At 52.7% G+C, this 19,907-nt stretch carries 13 protein-coding genes and 1 pseudogene; 12 read left to right on the forward strand and 2 right to left on the reverse strand.

All coding sequences use genetic code 11. The features are described 5' to 3' along the window. The first annotated feature begins 21 nt into the window (after positions 1–21). From K7P01_RS24225 to K7P01_RS24280, 12 genes and pseudogenes are all read left to right on the forward strand, one after another. Complete coding sequence (locus K7P01_RS24225; RefSeq protein ID WP_267297165.1) at positions 22–921, forward strand: VOC family protein; 900 nt, start codon at positions 22–24, stop codon at positions 919–921. A gap of 45 nt (positions 922–966) precedes the next feature. Then, a pseudogene (ligD, locus tag K7P01_RS24230) lies at positions 967–2,598 on the forward strand (non-homologous end-joining DNA ligase); the annotation flags it as partial. A gap of 235 nt (positions 2,599–2,833) precedes the next feature. Next, entirely contained in the window at positions 2,834–3,643 is an 810-nt protein-coding gene (ligD, locus tag K7P01_RS24235; RefSeq protein WP_267297166.1) for a non-homologous end-joining DNA ligase, read from the forward strand. Positions 3,644–3,835: 192 nt separating this feature from the next. Beyond that, positions 3,836–4,408, forward strand: coding sequence for a YciE/YciF ferroxidase family protein (locus K7P01_RS24240; RefSeq protein WP_267297167.1), 573 nt, complete (start codon positions 3,836–3,838; stop codon positions 4,406–4,408). A 3-nt stretch (positions 4,409–4,411) separates the two neighbouring features. Continuing rightward, a complete protein-coding gene (locus tag K7P01_RS24245) occupies positions 4,412–6,598 on the forward strand; it encodes a catalase (protein ID WP_267297168.1) in 2,187 nt (728 codons plus the stop codon). A 27-nt stretch (positions 6,599–6,625) separates the two neighbouring features. After that, positions 6,626–7,441, forward strand: a complete 816-nt coding sequence (locus tag K7P01_RS24250) for an SDR family NAD(P)-dependent oxidoreductase (protein ID WP_267297169.1) — start codon at positions 6,626–6,628, stop codon at positions 7,439–7,441. A gap of 13 nt (positions 7,442–7,454) precedes the next feature. Further along, complete coding sequence (locus K7P01_RS24255) at positions 7,455–8,624, forward strand: zinc-dependent alcohol dehydrogenase (protein WP_267297170.1); 1,170 nt, start codon at positions 7,455–7,457, stop codon at positions 8,622–8,624. Between the two features lie 350 nt (positions 8,625–8,974). After that, positions 8,975–9,511, forward strand: coding sequence for a carboxymuconolactone decarboxylase family protein (locus tag K7P01_RS24260; protein ID WP_267297171.1), 537 nt, complete (start codon positions 8,975–8,977; stop codon positions 9,509–9,511). 123 nt (positions 9,512–9,634) lie between these two features. Continuing rightward, entirely contained in the window at positions 9,635–10,360 is a 726-nt protein-coding gene (locus K7P01_RS24265) for an ImuA family protein (RefSeq protein WP_267297172.1), read from the forward strand. Position 10,361: 1 nt separating this feature from the next. Further along, positions 10,362–11,861, forward strand: coding sequence for a Y-family DNA polymerase (locus K7P01_RS24270; protein WP_267297173.1), 1,500 nt, complete (start codon positions 10,362–10,364; stop codon positions 11,859–11,861). A gap of 19 nt (positions 11,862–11,880) precedes the next feature. Continuing rightward, positions 11,881–15,090, forward strand: a complete 3,210-nt coding sequence (locus K7P01_RS24275; protein ID WP_267297174.1) for an error-prone DNA polymerase — start codon at positions 11,881–11,883, stop codon at positions 15,088–15,090. 192 nt (positions 15,091–15,282) lie between these two features. After that, positions 15,283–16,992 carry a phospholipase D-like domain-containing protein gene (locus tag K7P01_RS24280; RefSeq protein WP_267297175.1) on the forward strand — a complete coding sequence of 570 codons (1,710 nt, stop codon included), beginning with the start codon at positions 15,283–15,285 and terminating at the stop codon, positions 16,990–16,992. Between the two features lie 18 nt (positions 16,993–17,010). Here K7P01_RS24280 and K7P01_RS24285 read toward each other — a convergent pair whose 3' ends face one another. Then, a complete protein-coding gene (locus tag K7P01_RS24285) occupies positions 17,011–18,729 on the reverse strand; it encodes a HAMP domain-containing sensor histidine kinase (protein WP_267297176.1) in 1,719 nt (572 codons plus the stop codon). Next, the gene (locus tag K7P01_RS24290) at positions 18,726–19,850 is read right to left on the reverse strand and encodes a sensor protein KdpD (protein WP_267297394.1); all 1,125 of its coding nucleotides are present in this window, start codon (positions 19,848–19,850) and stop codon (positions 18,726–18,728) included. Before K7P01_RS24290 ends, K7P01_RS24285 begins: the two co-directional genes overlap by 4 nt. Between the last annotated feature and the right edge of the window lie 57 nt (positions 19,851–19,907).

Consider the following 19,907-nt stretch of genomic DNA (forward strand, 5'->3'; position numbering starts at 1 on the left):
TATACATTTTAACTTGGCGACATGCATCGTCGCATTGTATACTTTTTATTGTTTTGCCTGCCGTTCTGCACGCTGGCGCAGCTTCCGAAAAATGCCATTACGGCGGTGGCCATCAATCACGTGCCTGTGGCGGTGACCGATCTGGCCGCCGTGAAAAAGGTCTTTTCTTCGCTGGGATTTACGATCAAAGAAGGTCGCGTACACGCCGGGATCACCAACTGCTTTGTGAAATTCTCGGATGGCACGTACCTGGAGTTTGTGCAGCCACTGGATTCCACACATGAGATCGGCCGCTTTTACCATGACTTTCTCAAAACGCGTCCGGGCGCCTCGGAGCTGGCGGTAGAGGTGGAGTCTTCCGACAGTGTAGCGCAGTACCTGCAGCGTCGGCGGATTCTCTTTACCCGGGACCATAACCGCGTCTGGAAAAATGTCACACCCACACAGCCGGGCGCCGGCATCTTTTATACCGAATACGCCGACAAAAACTGGCGGGACAAACCCGAATACACCACCCACATCAACAACGCCACCGGGCTTGGGCCGGTCTACTACCTGGCGACCGATCTAAACAACGCCACGAAGCATTTTAAGGACCTCGGCTTTACGGACGCAGGCCCCACGACGTCGCTGCAAGCACCTGCCCGCGCCATGACCATCGGCCGCAGCCGGCTGGTGATTCTCGACACGTCCGAGCCGGGCCGCATGGCCGACGTCTTTAGCAGCCGCGGATACACCGGCATTTGTGGCATCTCCATCACCGTATCGTCATTGGACGTGCTCGAAAGACGACTTCGCACCCTTTCAAAACGCGGCATGCTTACGCTGCGCAAAGACGACAAGCTTTATGCGCTGCTACAACCCTACGCGCTCTTCCTGGAATTTTCCATGCCGGCGGGAACACCGCAGACACATCAATAGCCTGTATAATAACACCCGGGCATGGAATTTTTGCGATCGGGGTGTATGACCCTCACACGCTACAAACAGAAAAGGACCTTCGACACAACACCCGAGCCGGCCGGCGGCAAGGCCGCGAGTGCACGGCTGCGGTTTGTTGTGCAAAAGCACCAGGCCTCACACCTGCACTATGACTTCCGCCTCGAAATGGACGGCGTACTAAAAAGCTGGGCCGTGCCGAAAGGCCCCAGCATGGACACCGCCGTCAAGCGGTTGGCCATGATGGTAGAAGATCATCCCTATGACTACCACAGCTTTGAAGGGACCATCCCCGAGGGCAACTACGGCGCGGGTACGGTGATCGTGTGGGATGAAGGATCCTATAAACCTGCCGAAGGCGCCTTCAAAACAAAAGCCGACGCGGACAAAGCGCTTCGCCGCCAGCTATACAGCGGCAAGCTGAAGTTCGTACTGCAAGGCAAAAAGCTCAAGGGAGAATTTGCGCTGGTAAAGGCTAAGGGCAAAAGCGATAATGCCTGGCTGCTGATGAAGCTCGCCGACGACCACGCAACACACGACGATATACTGGAGCACGATAAATCTGTAGCCTCCGGTAAAACGGTAGAAGAGATCGCTGCGGGTAAACCCGTAAAAAAGAAAACTGCTGCCGCACAGAAAACACCTTCGTTTAAGAAGAAAACCCTCGAAAAAGTAACACGGGCGACGCATCCTAAAAAAGTAAAGCGGCCGACTCCCAGCGCCGGTAAAAAAAAAGCCCAGTCAGTTGAGCGTTTAATCAAGAGCGCCCCGAAGGCGGCGTTTGACGAGCGGCTTAAGCCAATGCTGGCTACACTTGTCGACAAACCGTTCGATGAACCGGGATGGCTCTATGAAATTAAATGGGATGGTTATCGCGCGCTGGCCTGCATGAATAAAGGGGAGGTAGTACTCAAGTCGCGCAACGACAAATCCTTCAACGATAAGTTTTATCCTGTCTACCAGGCGTTACTCGATTGGAATGTCAACGCCATTGTCGATGGTGAGATCATCGTGTTAAAAGAAAGCGGAGTCTCCGACTTTGGCGCGTTGCAGAACTGGCGAAGCGAAGCCGACGGCGATCTCATGTACTATGTATTTGATATACTCTGGCTGGACGGCCGCAACCTGTGTGGGCTGCCGTTGTCCGAGCGACGGGAGATCCTAAAAAGTATTGTCCCGCAGGAGGGTATTATCCGCCTTAGCGATGCGTTTGATGCCACCGGCTCGGAGTTCTTTCAGGCGGCGCAGTCCATGAACCTGGAAGGTATCATTGCAAAAAAAGCCGATAGTGAATATATGTCCGGCGAACGCACAACCCGGTGGCTGAAGATCAAAGCCAACAAACGCCAGGAGATGGTCATCGGCGGCTTTACCAACAATGAAGGTTCCAGCAAGCCTTTCTCTTCTTTATTGGTTGGCGTGTGGGAAGGGAAGGAGTTGGTTTATACGGGTAAGGTTGGCACGGGCTTTAACCAAAAGCAGCAACGTGAAATGCTGGCGCAATTCAAACCGCTGATCATAGACGGCGCACCGTTTGCCGAAGAGCCCGACTACAACAAACCCTCACGGTTTAATCCCCGTCCGGCAAAGGCCACGGCCACATGGCTCAAGCCCGTGCTGGTGTGCGAAGTGAGCTTTGCCGAGATGACGACCGACGGCGTTATGCGCCATCCCTCGTTTGAAGGTATGCGTGTTGATAAAAAGGCGGATGAGGTTGTACGCGAAAAACCTCAGTCTGCAAAAAAGGCGGTAAAACAGGCAGCCGAAGAAGAAAACAAAATCCTGGTTAAACCTGCCGGGAAACGTGCGCGCAACACGTTACTGAATCCAAAAGATGAAGTTCAGCAACCTGAGCAAGGTATATTGGCCGGACGACGGTGTGACAAAACGCGACATGCTCAATTATTACTACCAGGTAGCACCGATCATCCTGCCGTACCTCAAGGATCGGCCGCAATCCCTCAACCGTTTCCCCAACGGCATCCACGGCAAAAGCTTTTACCAAAAGGATGTTACTGGCAAAGTGCCGGACTGGGTAGCGACCTACCAGTACCACAGCAGTGACGAGCTGGACGTTGATAAACACTTTCTCGTTCCCAAGAGTGAGGCCGACATATTGCTCATGGCGTCCCTGGGCTGTATTGAGCTTAACCCGTGGAGTAGTCGCATTGATAAACCCGACCATCCGGACTGGTGTATCATTGACCTCGACCCGGGGCCGACCAACACCTTTAAACAGGTTATCGAAGCAGCCCTCGTTACCCGGCAGGTGCTCGAGAGTGTAGACATACCATCGTATTGTAAAACGAGCGGCTCCACCGGCCTGCATATTTATATTCCGCTCGGGGCAAAATACACGTATGAGCAGTCGAAAGAGTTTGCCCGCGTGATCGTCACCCATGTACACCACGAGATACCGAAGTACACCAGCATCGAGCGTCTGGTGGGAAACCGGGGGGGTAAGATGTACCTCGACTTTTTACAGAACCGTCCGAAGGCTACGCTTGCGGCTCCCTATTCTTTGCGTCCCAGGCCGGGCGCCACGGTCTCGATGCCGTTGCTCTGGGACGAAGTGACACCGAAGCTGAAAATGAAAGACTTCACCATTCATAATGCTGTACAACGACTGCGTGAGACAGGCGATCTGTTCAAGCCCGTGCTCGGAAAAGGTATACAGTTAAGTGCCGTAAAAGACATCGATTGAGGCATTGCACGTGCAGGGTGAATGCGTCTCAATAATTCTCCGGGAATACCAGTAATGTTGGGGAAGCACTATTGCCGAGTGAGTAATACCTGCCCCCGGTGTTTCCGATGTGACACAACATTTCATCGTTTTCTGACGGCATTATTTTTTCGTTCTTCCTTCTAATACAACCCCAATAAACATTTAATGATTATGGCAAAGACAGCAAAAAAATCAGCCGGCGCTAGCCGTGCAAAAGCATCCGTTGCAACTGAGAGCGATCCGAAATCAGCACTGCTCGTACTCTTTAAAGACAGCATCAAAGACATTTACTGGGCTGAAAAGCACCTGACGAAAGCACTGCCGAAAATGAGAAAGGCAGCCACTTCTCCCGAGCTGCAAGAGGCCTTCGAGACCCACCTGGAGCAAACACAGGAACATGTAGCACGCCTGGAACAAGTGTTTGAGCTGCTGGAGACCAAAGCACAAGCGAAGAAATGCGATGCGATGGAAGGCCTGGTACAAGAAGCCGAAAGCATTATCGAAGACACTGAAAAAGGTACTGCAACGCGTGACGTGGGGCTGATCCTCGCTGCCCAGAAAGTAGAGCACTATGAAATTGCCACCTATGGTGGTTTGGCACAATTGGCCCGTACACTCGGTCATGATGAAATTGCGGACATCCTCGCGGAGACACTGGAAGAAGAAAAAGAAACGGATGAGCTGTTGACAGGCATTGCAGAGAATGATATCAATTACGAGGCAGCAGAAGAAGACGAAGAGTAGCGTATGAGCAAAGAAACTACGGGTAAGCAACCTTTGCCGAACGATAACGACAAAGCAAAAGACCTCGCGCCGGACATTGAAGTAAGCACCGGCGAGTTCATGACCACCAACCAGGGAGTCCGGATAAACGACGATCAAAATTCGTTGAAGGCCGGTGACCGTGGTCCTACGCTGCTGGAGGATTTCATCATGCGTGAGAAGATCACTCACTTCGATCACGAACGCATTCCTGAACGCATTGTGCATGCCCGTGGCTCTGCCGCGCACGGTGTCTTTAAAGTATATAAATCACTGGCGCCGTATACCCGTGCTGGTTTTCTACAAGATCCTAACAAAGAGACACCGGTATTTGTACGGTTCTCCACTGTAGCAGGCTCCCGCGGCTCTACAGACCTCGCACGTGACGTGCGGGGTTTTGCCGTGAAGTTTTATACAGAGGAAGGAAATTTTGACCTCGTCGGCAACAACATGCCCGTCTTTTTTATACAAGACGCCATGAAGTTCCCCGACCTCGTTCATGCCGTCAAGCCGGAACCTGACAACGAGATCCCACAAGCGGCGTCGGCACATGATACCTTCTGGGATTTTATATCCCTCATGCCCGAGTCTGCGCATATGATTATGTGGACGATGAGCGACCGTGCCATTCCCCGCAGCTACCGCATGATGGAAGGCTTTGGTGTCCATACCTTCCGGCTTGTCAATGATCAGGGAGTGTCTCACTTTGTCAAATTCCATTGGAAGCCGCTATTGGGTGTCCACGCCGTAGCGTGGGACGAAGCACAGAACATTTCCGGTAAAGATCCCGACTTCCACCGCCGCGACCTGTGGGATGCCATTGCCAGTGGCAACTTTCCCGAATGGGAACTGGGCTTGCAGATCGTGCCCGAAGAGGATGAACACAAGTTCGACTTCGACTTGCTTGACCCTACCAAGATCATTCCGGAAGAATTAGTGCCTGTACAACGGGTGGGCAAGCTGACGCTCAACCGTAATCCCGACAATTTCTTTGCCGAGACCGAACAGGTGGCGTTTCACATCGGCCACGTGGTGCCCGGCATTGACTTTACAAACGATCCGCTGTTGCAAGGTCGTTTGTTCTCCTATACCGATACTCAGCTGATCCGCCTGGGTGGACCGAATTTCCACGAGTTGCCGATCAACCGCACCATCGCGCCGCTGCATAACAATCAGCGTGATGGCTACGGGCGGCATATGATCAACCGTGGCAAATCCAGCTATAATCCTAACACGCTGGGCGGCGGGTGTCCCTTCCAGGCCAAGTTTGCCGAGGGTGGATTTACCTCGTACGCCGAGCGCATCGATGCCCACAAGGTACGCGAGCGCAGTCCCAGCTTCCGCGATCACTTCAGCCAGGCGCGGTTGTTCTTCAATAGTCAGTCCGAGCCCGAGAAGAACCACATTATCGACGCGCTCCGTTTTGAGCTGGGCAAAGTCAAGACTGTGGCGATCCGCGAGCGTATGCTGGTGATTCTGGCAAATATCGACAACGGCCTCGCGAATGAGGTAGCCTATGGGTTGGGCCTTTCCATTCCCAAAGAACTGCCCGGAACAATTAACCAGAGCATTCCCGCTGATGCCGATCCCCTATCATATGAGTCGGTCAACCCGGAAGGAAAGCTTGCCCGTTCAGAAGCGCTAAGTATGGCCAACACGCTCAAGAACAGCATTCGTACGCGTAAGGTGGCCTTTCTTGTGGCCGATGGATTTGATGAGGCCGCCGTTTCTATTGTCCGGACAGCCCTGGAGAAAGAAGGCGCCATCGTAGAGATCATCGCTCCGAAACAAGGTTTTATCCTGAGCGAAGATCAAAAACCGCTTGAAGTACACCATAGCTTTCTCACGGGAGCGTCTGTACTCTACGATGCTGTATATGTACCAGGTGGAGTAAACAGTGTTGCCACATTGGCGGCAGAGGCCAATGCTGTACACTTTCTCAACGAAGCCTTTAAACATTGCAAGCCTATTGCAGCCGATGAAGCTGCCCGGCAGGTGCTCGAGGCGACATACTTCCATAAAAAGTTGCCGCCAGATGCCGATGAGGATACCGTGCTGCGCGAAGGTGTGGTCGTCCAGCAGGATTTGAAGGCGCTGTCTGACAAGTTTATACTCGCAATGAAACAGCACCGTTTCTGGGAGCGTGAAAAACCCAGAAGGGTGCCGGCATAAACAATTATAAAATAAACCCTGTACACTATGGAAGCTACAAATCAATATGCCGTCGTTACCGGCGGCACCAGTGGCATTGGTTACGAACTGGCCCGGCTGCTGGCAAAGGATGGCTATAACCTGATTTTGGCGGCACGCGGTGAGCAAAATCTGATCCGTGTGTCAAACGAGCTTAAAACCGAATTTGGTATAGACGTGATCCGTATTTCGAAAGACCTTTTTGTACCCGCTCATGCCTTTGAGCTGTACAATGACATTAAAACAAAAAATCTTAGCATCGAAATACTGATCAACGATGCGGGACAAGGTCAATATGGTGAATTCCTCGACACCGATCTGCAGCGTGAGCTGGATATCATTAACCTCAACATCTCCAGCCTGGTGATCCTGACGAAGCTTTTCCTGCGCGACATGGTAGACCAGGGACATGGCCGCATCATGAACCTTTCGTCTATCGCCAGCAAAATGCCCGGCCCGTGGCAATCCGTATACCATGGCACTAAGGCCTTTGTGCAGTCGTTTACCGAAGCTGTGCGAAGCGAGGTAAAAGACAAAGGTGTCACGATTACAGCCCTGCTACCGGGCGCTACCGACACCGACTTCTTCAATAAAGCCGACATGAACGATTCCAGGATCGTACAAGAGGGCAAGCTTGACAACGCAGCCGACGCCGCGAAGGATGGGTATGAAGCCATGATGAACGGCGACGACATGGTGGTATCGGGCATGAAAAACAAAATGCAGGTTGCCATGAGCAACGTAACGCCCGATAGTGCACTGGCCGACAAAATGAAAAAACAGCAAGGTCCTGCAAGGGAGAAGAAAGAAAAACAAGTTCACTAATCTTCCGATACGAATGAAGGCAGCTCGCATCCATGGACCCCGGTCCGTTACCTACGATACTGTTGACGATCCTGTTGTTAAGGAGAACAGCGATGTAATCCTGAAAGTTACGGCCACGGCCATCTGTGGCTCAGATCTGCATATATACTCCGGCGGCTTGCCACAACCGCGGCCCATGGTGCTCGGACATGAGTTCATGGGCATTGTCGAGGAGGTGGGCTCGACGGTTACTAAGCTCAAGCGCGGTGACCGTGTAGTCGTACCTTTTCCGATTGCCTGTGGCCATTGTTTCTTTTGTGCCAATCACTTGCCTGGGCATTGCGAGAATAGTAATCCTGAGCATTACGGTCCAGAAGGTGGTTTGCTAAAGGAAAAAGGTGGTGCCCTCTTCGGTTATACCGATCTCTATGGAGGCTATGACGGTGGCCAGGCCCAGTACGTGCGCGTACCCTATGCCGATGTTGGCCCACGCATTGTCCCAGACAATCTCACCGACGAGCAGGTGCTTTTCCTGACAGATATATTTCCCACCGGCTATAGCGGTGTGGATTGGGGTGAAGTAAAAGGCGGAGAGACGGTCGCGATCTTTGGTGCCGGTCCCGTAGGCCTTATGGCGGCCAAAAGTGCCTGGTTACGCGGTGCCGGTCGTGTGATAGTAATAGATACATTACCGTATCGCCTGGCCAAAGCTGAGGCTTCCGCCGCATGCGAAACGATTCTCTGGGAAGGTGATGGCAAGGATGTGATTGAAAAGATCCGTGAGATGACGCAGGGCCGTGGTGCCGACGTGTGTATCGAGGCCGTTGGATTTGAGCCCGATCGCACGCTGCTGGATCGCGCCAAAGCGGTTATCCACCTGGAAAAAGGCTCGCCGAAAGTATTGGAAGCGTGTATGAGTGCGGTCCGTCGTGGCGGTATTGTCTCCGTGCTGGGCGTCTATCCCACAACCTATGACAACTTTCCCATAGGCCAATTCTTTGACAAAGGCATTACGTTGAAAGGTGGCCAGGCTCCCGCACACAAACACATCGACTTGCTGTTGCAATATGTCGTGGAAGGAAAAGTAAAGCTGGATGATATCATCACACATCGTCTTCCACTTTCTCAGGTATCCCATGCGTATAAGATATTTAAGGAAAAAGAAGAGGATTGCGTAAAAGTAGTGCTCGATCCCTGGAAGTAAGAAATGGGGAAACCTTAGCGTGAAGAGGGCGTCTCGCATGGCAAACAATATACAGCTGGGAAGTATATTATAACCAGCAAATAAGGACAACGTAAACATTCTAAACAGAAGAGGCCGTCTCAGAAAGATGGTCTCTTTTTTTATAGAAGGTCAGTAATGAATGAGCAGTGAAAAAAAGTATTCATACACTTATATTTCTTCAAACACGCCACAGAGTATCAAAGTTCCTGCTATCATCATAATTTTCTTCACGGCGAAATTGTCCTATACACAGTCCCTTTTGTCCTGTATTTCATGTATCCATCGTTGATCGTCAACACGTATACCTCGGTAACAATTTCGAATTATGTATGAAAACCATTCAAGTACCGATCACCGAAGAGGTAAGTCCCACATCCCAGATACTCTTTGATCAAATCAAAAAGAAAGTAGGCAAGCTTCCCAACCTGTACGCCACCATTGGCTATTCTGCTCCCGCCTTAAAAGGCTTTCTCGAGTTTGAAGCATCGCTCAACACTGGCATGTTCACACCGAAAGAACGTGAAGCCATCGCGCTGATCGTGTCGGAAGTAAATCAATGTGCCTACTGTCTTGCGGCCCATACGATTCTTGCCACATCCAAAGGTTTCACAAAGGCACAGACACTTGACATTCGTCGTGGTGAAACAAACGATGCACGGCTAAACACTATTCTTCGTCTGGCAAAATCCATTGTTGAAAACCAGGGGCATGTTGGGGAAGACCTGGTAGACAATTTCTTTGCGGCGGGGTATCCGCAAGCTGCCCTGGTGGAGTTAACAGGCCTGGTGGCCATCCGAATTTTCACCAATTATGTCTATGCCCTCACCGACGTGCCGGTCGACTTTCCCGCTGCCGAAGCGCTGTAATCGGTTTTTCCAGGCCAGTTCCGCCTAAAGTCTATCAATCAACTAATATTATTAGATTTTGTAGCTAATGATATTAGTTTTTGTCTAGCTTTGCTCTTCCCAACAAAATGAAAAGAGCCCACCATGTCTGCGGAAAAAGCCGATATCATTGCAGCCTTGCAACGCGAGATTCTTCGCCTCGAAGGATTCCGGCCGGGCAGCCATGCGGCAGTAGATGTTAGTTTGGGGCCTTTTCAGGAAGCATTTCCCAATGGTACCTTTCCAGTCGGTGCCGTGCACGAGTTTCTGACTGCCAGTATGGAACAAGGCGCTGCTACCAGCGGCTTCATGGCCGGCCTGCTGGCGCCGCTAATGGGCGACAAAGGTGTCGCCATCTGGGTCAGCGCTGCGCGCAGACTTTTCCCTCCGGCTTTGCAGGGGTTTGGTATCTCCCCCGACCGCTTCATCTTTCTGGATCTGAAAAAAGAACGTGATGTATTGTGGGCCATGGAAGAGGCCCTCAAGTGTGGTGCCCTGGCGGCCGTCGTAGGCGAAGTGCGCGAGATAAGCTTTACCGCCTCCCGCCGGTTACAACTGGCCGTAGAGCAGAGCCGGGTAACGGGCTTTGTGCTACGGCATGCGCAACGCAACGTGGGTACTACAGCGTGCGTGTCGCGGTGGCGCATTACGTCCCTGGCGAGTGAACCGGAAGAGGGTTTACCCGGATTGGGATTCCCCCAATGGAAGGTCGAGTTGTTGCGCATGCGCAATGGCAAGACCGGCGTGTGGAATATACGGTGGGAAGACGGCACGTTCACACCGGTATATACAACAGTACAGATTCACGAACAACAACAGCAAGTGGGATGATATGGCGGGCAGGTATGTATCGATTTGGTTCCGGCACTTAACGACGGATTGGTTCTCGCTCCGGGATCCCGAACGACGCAAGCAACCTTTCGTGCTCACCGCCCCGGTACACGGCCGGGTCACGATCGTAGCGGCCAATGCCGTAGCAGAGGCCCGCGGCATCCATACCGGCATGGTGCTGGCCGACGCCCGCGCAGTAGAACCCACGTTGCAGGCATTGCCTGAAAAACCGGAGCTCGCGAATAAACTACTGCACCGCCTGGCCGAATGGTGCATCCGGTTTACGCCGGTCGTAGCCGTAGACTCCCCCGATGGATTACTCCTGGACGTCTCGGGGTGTGCCCACCTGTGGGGTGGTGAAACACCGTACCTGGAGACGATCGTCAAAAAGCTGCAAGCCCGTCATTACGACGTACAGGCCGCCATGGCCGATACGGCAGGCGTTGCGTGGGGCGTGGCGCGTTTTGGTTGTGCGCCGTGGGTGATCGAGCCTCGCCGCCACCTCGACAGGCTGGTAGTACTGCCACCCGAAGCGCTGCGGCTGGAGGCCGACGCTGTCGCCCGCATGCACAAGCTGGGGCTGCATCAGATCGGTCAGTTGATGCACGTACAGCGCACATCGCTACGCCGCCGTTTTGGCGGGCATTTTTTACAACGGCTGGGACAGGCACTGGGGCACGAAGAAGAAATACTGGAATCCGTACAACCGGTCGAAGCATACCAGGAGCGCTTGCCCTGCCTGGAGCCGATTGTGACGGCCACGGGCATTGCCATCGCCTTAGAGCAATTGCTACAGACCTTGTGTCAACGCCTGCAGCAGGAGCAAAAAGGTTTACGCACCGCAGTGTTGAAAGGGTATCGCGTGGATGGCAAAGTGGAGCAGGTTGCCATTGGTACACATCGCCCATCGCACAACCCGCGGCACTTGTTTAAGTTATTCGAAACGTCGCTGCCCACCATCGAGCCGGCGCTCGGCATCGAGCTGTTTATACTGGAAGCACCCAGGGTAGAAGAACATTATGACCACCAGGAGAAGTTGTGGGAAGGTTATGGTGGGCTAGACGACCAGCGTCTGTCGGAGTTGGTGGATCGCCTGGCCAGTCGCCTGGGCACAGAGGTTATACACCGGTACCTGCCCGACGAGCACTATTGGCCGGAGCGCTCCTTCCGCCGGGCCACCTCGTTGCAAGAGCAGCCCACGGCACCCTGGTGTATCGGGCACTTGCGTCCGCTGCAATTGCTGGCCGTGCCGGAGCGTATCGAGGTCACGGCGCTCACGCCCGACCATCCTCCCATGCTGTTTCGGTACAAAGGACAGCTGCATACCATTGTGCGTGCCGATGGCCCGGAGCGCATCGAGCAGGAGTGGTGGCTGCAACAAGGTCAGCACCGCGACTATTACCGTGTGGAAGACGATGCGGGACGCCGGTACTGGCTGTTCCGCCTGGGGCACTACCACGAAAAAATCTACCAATGGTTCATCCACGGCTTCCTGGCCTGATATAAAAAGAGGAGGAAACATGTCTTACACCGAGCTACAGGTAACAACGAACTTCAGTTTTCTGCGCGGGGCGTCACATCCCGAGGAGATGGTGCAGCGAGCCGCAGAACTGAGATATACCGCGATTACTGTCACCGATCGCAACACACTGGCGGGCATTGTCCGCGGACACGTAGCGGCGAAGAAGGCCAACATCCGGTATATACCGGCATGCCGACTCGACCTGCAGGATGGCCCGTCGTTGCTGGCGTTTCCCACGACGATACAAGCATATGCCTGCCTGTCGGGTCTGCTCACCACGGGGAACCTACGGGCCGAAAAGGGTGATTGTCATCTCTATAAACATGATGTTTATACCCAACTGCAAGATTGTAAGCTTGTCGTATTGCCGTCGCCGCTCAACGAACGCTTCGAGCTGGATGCCACCTTTCTGCAAGATGTACAGGAATACCGCGAAGCGCTCGGCGATGTGCTCTACATTGCCGCCAGCCGTACCTACCGGGGGGATGATGCCAAACGTCTTTTTCGGATTGACCAGTTGGCCCGGAAACTGAATATCCCCATGGTGGCGACCAACGACGTGCATTACCACGCACCCGAACGGCGCGAGCTGCAGGACATCGTCACCTGTGCGCGTGAGAAATGTACCATTCATACGGCAGGTTTCCGGTTGCACCCGAATGCCGAGCGTTATCTCAAGACTGTAGACGAAATGGCGCGGCTGTTTCGACAATATCCCGACGCGTTGCAGCGCACGCAGGAGATTACCACGGCATGCACTTTCTCGCTCGATGAGCTGAAATATCATTATCCGCAAGAGCTCACCGAGGAGGGGCGTACGCCCCAGGAAGAGCTGACCCATCTCGCCTGGAAAGGAGCCCGGGAAATCTTCGGCGAAACCATTCCCGAAAAAGTTCAACATGCTATCCGGTATGAGCTGGCATTTATGGAGCAGATGAGCTATGCTACCTATTTCCTCACGGTATACGACATTGTACGGTATGCCCGTAAGCAGAAAATACTTTGCCAGGGGCGTGGTTCCGCCGCCAACTCCACGGTATGCTATTGTTTGGGCATTACCTCGGTAGATCCTTCCAAGTTCGACCTGTTGTTCGAGCGGTTTATTTCTTCGGCGCGCAACGAGCCTCCCGACATCGATGTGGACTTTGAGCACGAACGGCGCGAGGAAGTGATGCAATACATCTATAACAAATACGGTCGCCATCGTGCCGCTATTGTTGCCACGGTGACGCAGCAACATCACCGGGGCGCTATCCGCGATGTGGGAAAAGCGATGGGGCTGTCGGTCGATACCATCAACCGTCTGGCCGGCCTGATCTGGAGCTTTCGTGAAGAAGGATTTGATCGCGACCGTATCATCAGTCAGGGCCTCAACCCGGATGAACCAACCTTGCGAAAGGTGCTGGAGCTAACCACTCAATTCATCGGTTTTCCCCGCCAGCTGGGGCAGCATACCGGTGGCTTTATTATTACGCAGGGTAAGCTTTCTGACTTGTGCCCGGTATTAAATGCGCGCATGGAAAACCGCACGTGTATAGAATGGAACAAAGATGATATCGAAGCGCTGGGGTTTTTGAAGATCGATGTGCTTGCGCTCGGCATGCTCACGTGTATTCGTAAAGCGTTTGTTCTGGCGGAGAAACACCATAATCTAAATCTTACGTTGGCGAATATTCCGCAAGACGACCCGGAAGTATATAAAATGATCAGTCATGCCGATACCATTGGTGTCTTTCAAATCGAAAGCCGGGCACAGATGTCGATGCTCCCGCGCTTAAAACCTCAATGTTTTTATGACCTGGTGATTGAAGTGGCCATCGTGCGACCCGGTCCCATACAGGGCGACATGGTGCATCCTTACCTGCGCCGCCGTAACGGTGAAGAGAAAGTGGAATATCCTTCGGAAGAATTGAAAGAAATTCTCCATCGTACCATGGGGGTACCATTGTTCCAGGAGCAGGCCATGAAGATCGCCATCGTGGCGGCGAACTTTACGCCGGCCGAAGCTGACGAATTGCGCCGCAGCATGGCCACGTTCAAAGCCAAAGGCAAGGTTTCATATTTTCGCGAGAAGCTCATCAGTGGTATGATCAGGAAAGGGTATCAGCAGGAATATGCCGAGCGCGTGTTCCGGCAGCTGGAGGGGTTCGGTAGTTATGGCTTTCCCGAAAGCCATGCTGCGAGTTTTGCACTGCTGGTATATGTATCGTCGTGGCTGAAGTGCTATTATCCCGACGTCTTTGCCTGCGCACTGCTCAACAGCATGCCCATGGGATTTTACCAGCCCGCGCAGCTCATCATCGACGCGCGCAAACACGGCGTAGAAGTCCGCTCCATCGACATCAACCATTCTCAGTGGGATAACACACTCGAAGAACGCGTCGGTAAATTTTGCGCCCTGCGCCTGGGCTTCCGGCAAGCTAACGGCCTTCGGCAAGAGGATATGGAGGATCTTATCAGGCAGCGTAAGAGTGGATATACTTCCATTCATACCCTGCGTGAAGTAGGCGTGCCCCAGGCAGCACTTGAAGCTTTAGCCGATGCCGATGCCTTTCGCTCCGTAGGCCTCGACCGTCGCCAGGCGTTGTGGGAAGTATCCGTGAAAGACGGCCCGAAAGCACTGTTTCCCGGTCAGCACGCCCGCGAGGCCATCGAAGAAAAGATCACATTGCCGCCGATGGCGCTGTCCGAGCATGTCGTACAAGATTACGCCGCTATGGCGTTGTCGCTCAAAGCCCATCCTGTCAGCTTTGTTCGTTCTTCTTTGGATCAACTGCGCGTCACACCCCTGGGCAGTCTGGCAATGGCGAAAGATGGCGATATAGTAAAAGTAGCAGGCCTGATATTGGTCCGCCAGCGACCAGGTACAGCGACAGGAATTTGTTTTATCACCCTCGAAGACGAGACCGGCCCCGGCAACCTGGTTGTCTTCCAGCGGTTGTTTGACAAATACCGCAAGGAAATCATCCAGGCCAAGTTGCTGATGGTAGAAGGCAAAGTGCAACGCGAGGGCGAGGTGATACACGTTATCGTACAACGCTGCTTTAATATATCGGCCTTATTGCAGGGGTTAATAGCGCCGCGCGAAACAATGGAGCTCGGCCCCCGCTCGCGCGCCGACGAGACAACAGAACCCGCGGGGGTCAGCAAAGACCGGCAAGCTGTTTTACAAGGAAATATATTTCCGGAAGGGAGAAACTTCCGGTAAAGGGAATATATACCTACAAAGCAAGCGTTACCCGGTGCTGGAAAAGCCGGGCGAAACATTCTTCCTCAAAAGTCTTGGTGATGTCAGACGGAATGTATATCTTCCGGTAGAGCCCATCATAGCATGTCTACTACTTGTTGACGTGCTGGATGGGCTCTTTTTTTGTTGCGGATAATGCTAACCCCTAACCTGATGAGAAAGCGTAAACAAGCTAAAGGCATTACCATCAATGCCATTGCCGGGACGTATGTTGTATTCCTGGGTCTTAATATTGAAGCCGCCGCCAGGAAAGGCTTTCGCGGATTTGCCATTCAGCGGCAGGACCATGCCGAGGATGAGCTAACGTGGGCACGCGGTATGAAAACCTTCGAAGCAACGGAACCAACGCCGGAACAGGGCGAGACTTTCTCGACGCTCAAACATCCCTGGCAGGGCTTTCAGTGGGCAGACTATAGTGCCAAGCCGGGGCATCGCTATACATATACGGTTCATGCGATGTATGGAAAACCGGAGGCGCTCGAATCAAGGCGACAAGCAGCGGTCGAAATTACGACAGAGTCCGAGCTTGGCGGCGTACACTCCGTATTCTTCAATCGTGGCGCTGTCGCTACGCAGGAATATGCCCGACGTTTTCTGAATAAACCTCCTGAAAAAGCCGGCCCGGGGGCTTACGAATGGCTATCAAGAGGGCTGGCGGAGTCGATCATCGCCTTTGTAGATGAAGCAAAAAAGGGTGACTCGCTACATGCTGCGATCTACGAGTTTCAATGGTCGGAGGTACTGGAGGCATTTAAACGCGCAAATTCAAGGGGCGTTAAAGTCACCGTCATTTTTGATGATGTTGAAAACTATGACAAGGAAAAGAAACCTACCGGGCCGTGGACACCTAATCGGACTCAAATTAAGGCCATGGGAATTGGAAAAATATGTTCTGGTCGCGCTAACGCGAAGCTGATGCATAACAAATTCATAGTCCATAGTAAGGGAAAGAAACCGGTGCGGGTCTTGACGGGTTCTACCAATATCACGTTGAACGGTATCTACGGGCATTCCAATCTGGCACACATCGTAGAGGATCCAAACATCGCCATCGGGTTTAAAGCATATTGGGATCGCCTGAAAAAAGACCTGAAGATAGACAACGCTTACCGCGATGAGAATGTCGAAGCGTTTATGATACCAGCCAAATTTGCCCGTGGCACCTATGCAATATTTTCACCCCGAAGGACGAACCTGGACGTTCTGGATTGGTATGCGCAAATCGCAGGATCGGCTGGTGATGCGTTATTCATGACGTTTGCATTTGGCATGCATGAAAAATTTAAGAATGTATACCGGCAGCAGGATGAGATCCTTCGGATGGCACTGATGGAAAAAACCTTTGCCTCGGGGACAGTCAAGGACCGCGATGAAAAAGATATCCGTGCTATCCGAAAGTTGCCCAACGTTGTTGTGGCTGTGGGCAATCGCATTGTCACAAACGCCTTTGATCGTTGGCTTGATGAAATGCGTTCTGTCGACGGAAAAGGCAAGCACGTATACTGGATTCATACAAAATATATGATTGTCGATCCCTTGGGCAAAGATCCTATTGTTGTTAGTGGGAGCGCAAACTTCAGCAAGGCAAGTACCGATACGAACGATGAGAATATGTTGGTCATCAAGGGAGATAAACGTATTGCGGATATTTATTTCGGGGAGTATATGCGGCTATACACGCACTATGCCTTTCGGGAGGCAGTGCAGCGGGCGTTGGAAAGAGAAAAAGCTGGTAACCCCTCGGATTGGAGACCGCAGTTCCTGGAGACATCAGACGATTGGATGCGACCCTATTTCACAAAAAGCGATCCATCTGCGCGTTATAGCCGTAGAATCTATTTCGCAGGCCCGATGAGTACCTGATTCCAATGCAAATCACCCTCATGCTACCGGCAGATGAAAAGAAAATGTGCTTCCTTTCCCCGGCTCGCTCTCCACCTGTACACCACCGCCCTGCGCTTCAATAAACTCTTTAGAAATAGCGAGTCCCAACCCCGTTCCCGTCGGTGTACCCGGCACCTGAAAATATTTCTCAAAGATCCGCGCTTTATACCGGGCCTCGATGCCTGGCCCGTTGTCTTGCACCGATAGCCGCACATGATGCCCCACACGCGCTGCGCGAATCAGGATGGTACCCCGCTCAGGACTATAGCGAATGGCGTTCGTCAGAAAGTTTACCAATACCCACGTGGTCTTGTCTGCATCCGCCAGGAGGGGGGGCAGATCTGCCGCGAGCTCATGCGCCATGTATACCGGCTTGCGCTCGGCTTGTAGCTGTACCGCTTCAGTGGCCATTTGTATGATGTCAGCCGGGGTAGTCTTGCGGATATCCAGTTTAATATTGCCTGTCTCTACTTGTGATAGGTCTAATAGCTCATGCGTGATCTTAGACAGCCGCCAAATCTCGTCGTGTAACGTACGGGTGATGTTCGCCTGCTCGTCATTCAACGCACCCACACGCGTATCCTGTAATAACTTCACCCCCATCTGCAAAGCAGCGATCGGTGTCTTAAGCTCGTGGGACACCGTTGCAATAAAGTTAGTCTTCGCCAGATCCTGTTCTTTATAAGTCGTAACGTTCTTCAGCAAAATAACAGTGCCAATATCGACGCGTTCTTTTTCGCCGGTAGGCGAGTAGCTCACGCGCACGCTTTCTTGGGTAAAGAAGTTCTCTTTAAGCCCCACCATAGCTTTGATCAGTGTCTTCTCCGGGTTGTCGCTTGCGGCGCTTTTGATCAGGCTGCGGAACAGGTCGTTGTTCACGGCGACATCGGGCGCATAGTGGTCCAATAGCTCCTCCCGTGAAAGATTAAGGATATCAAGTGCCCGCTCGTTGGCAAAGATGATGCGGCTCTTTTCGTCAAGGCCAATGACGGGGTCGCTCACCCGGTGAATAATGGCCTCGATGCGTTTCTTCTCAAAGAGAATCCGTGCCAGGTTGCTGTGTTCGTACTCATCCAGCTTTTCAGCCATCTGGTTAAACGCTTCGGCCAGCTCTTCAAACTCGTCGCGGCGATCAAAGTGCAGCCGTTCTTCGTAATTCTTGCCGGCAATAGACTTGATGCTATTCGTCAGCTGAATAACGGGGTTGGCGATATAGCCGGGAAAGTTTACAATAAACGTGAAGGCCGCCAGGCTACACAACGTACAAATGATAATGAGATACGTAGAGGCGTCGTGTGCCGTCTCTTGCGTGGTCTCATTCTTTCGCACGATCGCTTTCATATTGATGTTCTCCAGCGCGAGCGATGCATGACGGATGCGCGCCACCACGCTGTCGGACAACCCGGTGTTGCGCAGTTTCTCAAAGGCAGACCGCAGGGCCAGGGTTGCTTCGCGTTCGCCGGGCTCCGTCACGTTAGTCTCTTGCAGCGTCAGGCTGGTCTCGATACTTTTCATGGCTACTGCCGGGTCCGTACGCAACTGCTCACACGCCGCGAGAATCTGGTGCGCATACTCTATCGACTCGTAGTTGTCCACCAGGATTTGCTGCGATGACCGCGCCAGGTTGTGCAGGGAATACAGGCCCAGTCCGCCAATGGCCAGGATCAGCGCAAAGAGGAAGGTAACACCCCAGGCTACTTTGGTTTTGATGCTCATGATAGTATGACTAAATCTATATCCGACCCCGAAAGTTTTTTGACCAGCCGGGTAAACGACGACGTACGCGTCAGAATCTTCCAGAGCCGCAGCCGGGGCATGCCCATGCAGATCGTGGTGATCTGGCGTTGCTCCGCCACGTCGATGATAGACGATGGTATATTGTCGCTTTTTACCTGAATCACTTCCGCTCCCATTTCCGTCGCCATCTTAAAGTTGTTGATCAGGTGTCGCTGCACCGACAGCTTGATGCGGTTTACATCTTCGGAGCTGGTCTGAACATAGAGTACACACCACTTCGAATTATAATAACTGGCCAGGCGCGCCGTCTTACGAATAATCATCCGGGCATTGTCGGCATTGCTGCTGATACAGGCCAGAAAGCGTTCATGCCGTAGCCGTGCGTTGACAGTAACTTCCGAATCTACCTTGCGCTCGACCTGTGAGGCTACTTCTTTCAGCGCCAGCTCGCGCAGCTGTAAGATCTTATCGGACTGGAAAAAATTGCTTAACGCGGTCTCGATCTTCGAAGCTTCATAGATCTTGCCCTCTTTCAGACGGGCGATCAGCTCGTCCGCCGTCAGGTCGATATTGACAACTTCGTCGGCCAGCTGCAATACTTTATCCGGTACACGCTCGGTGACCGCAATGCCCGTGATCGACCGCACTTCTTCGTTGATGCTTTCAATGTGCTGAATGTTTACCGCACTGATTACACTGATGCCGGCATCGAGAATTTCCAATACATCTTGCCAGCGCTTTTCATGCTTGCTACCGGGAATGTTCGTGTGCGCCAGCTCGTCGACGATGACGAGCTCAGGATGGAGGTTTAAGATAGCTTGTAGATCCATCTCGTCCAACTCCTTACCCTTATAGAAAACGGTCTTGCGCGCGATGATCGGCAGCCCATCGACCAGCACATGCGTCTCACGCCGGTTATGCGTCTCGATATATCCGATCTGCACATCGACGCCGTTGCGCATCAGGCTATGGGCTTCTTGCAACATGCGATACGTTTTCCCGACACCGGCGCTCATGCCGATATATACTTTAAACTTGCCGCGCCGGGACTTTCGGATCAAGCCCAGGAAATGCTGAACAGATTCTTCTTTTTCGCGCATGATGGAGTCAGTAGTAGTCACAGCCTTACTTTAAAATAGCATAGAAGCACCCGGCAT

This window comes from Parachryseolinea silvisoli (genome assembly GCF_021190955.1).
Lineage (GTDB): Bacteria > Bacteroidota > Bacteroidia > Cytophagales > Cyclobacteriaceae > Ohtaekwangia > Ohtaekwangia silvisoli.

Bases quoted from the DNA above. Each gene is read 5' to 3' on its own strand.
- K7P01_RS24245 (WP_267297168.1), top strand. From the start codon at position 4,412: ATGAGCAAAGAAACTACGGGTAAGCAACCTTTGCCGAACGATAACGAC.
- K7P01_RS24240 (WP_267297167.1), top strand. From the start codon at position 3,836: ATGGCAAAGACAGCAAAAAAATCAGCCGGCGCTAGCCGTGCAAAAGCA.
- K7P01_RS24260 (WP_267297171.1), top strand. From the start codon at position 8,975: ATGAAAACCATTCAAGTACCGATCACCGAAGAGGTAAGTCCCACATCC.
- K7P01_RS24280 (WP_267297175.1), top strand. From the start codon at position 15,283: ATGAGAAAGCGTAAACAAGCTAAAGGCATTACCATCAATGCCATTGCC.
- K7P01_RS24255 (WP_267297170.1), top strand. From the start codon at position 7,455: ATGAAGGCAGCTCGCATCCATGGACCCCGGTCCGTTACCTACGATACT.
- K7P01_RS24290 (WP_267297394.1), bottom strand. From the start codon at position 19,850: ATGCGCGAAAAAGAAGAATCTGTTCAGCATTTCCTGGGCTTGATCCGA.
- K7P01_RS24265 (WP_267297172.1), top strand. From the start codon at position 9,635: ATGTCTGCGGAAAAAGCCGATATCATTGCAGCCTTGCAACGCGAGATT.
- K7P01_RS24225 (WP_267297165.1), top strand. From the start codon at position 22: ATGCATCGTCGCATTGTATACTTTTTATTGTTTTGCCTGCCGTTCTGC.
- ligD (WP_267297166.1), top strand. From the start codon at position 2,834: ATGCTCAATTATTACTACCAGGTAGCACCGATCATCCTGCCGTACCTC.
- K7P01_RS24250 (WP_267297169.1), top strand. From the start codon at position 6,626: ATGGAAGCTACAAATCAATATGCCGTCGTTACCGGCGGCACCAGTGGC.
- K7P01_RS24270 (WP_267297173.1), top strand. From the start codon at position 10,362: ATGGCGGGCAGGTATGTATCGATTTGGTTCCGGCACTTAACGACGGAT.
- K7P01_RS24285 (WP_267297176.1), bottom strand. From the start codon at position 18,729: ATGAGCATCAAAACCAAAGTAGCCTGGGGTGTTACCTTCCTCTTTGCG.
- K7P01_RS24275 (WP_267297174.1), top strand. From the start codon at position 11,881: ATGTCTTACACCGAGCTACAGGTAACAACGAACTTCAGTTTTCTGCGC.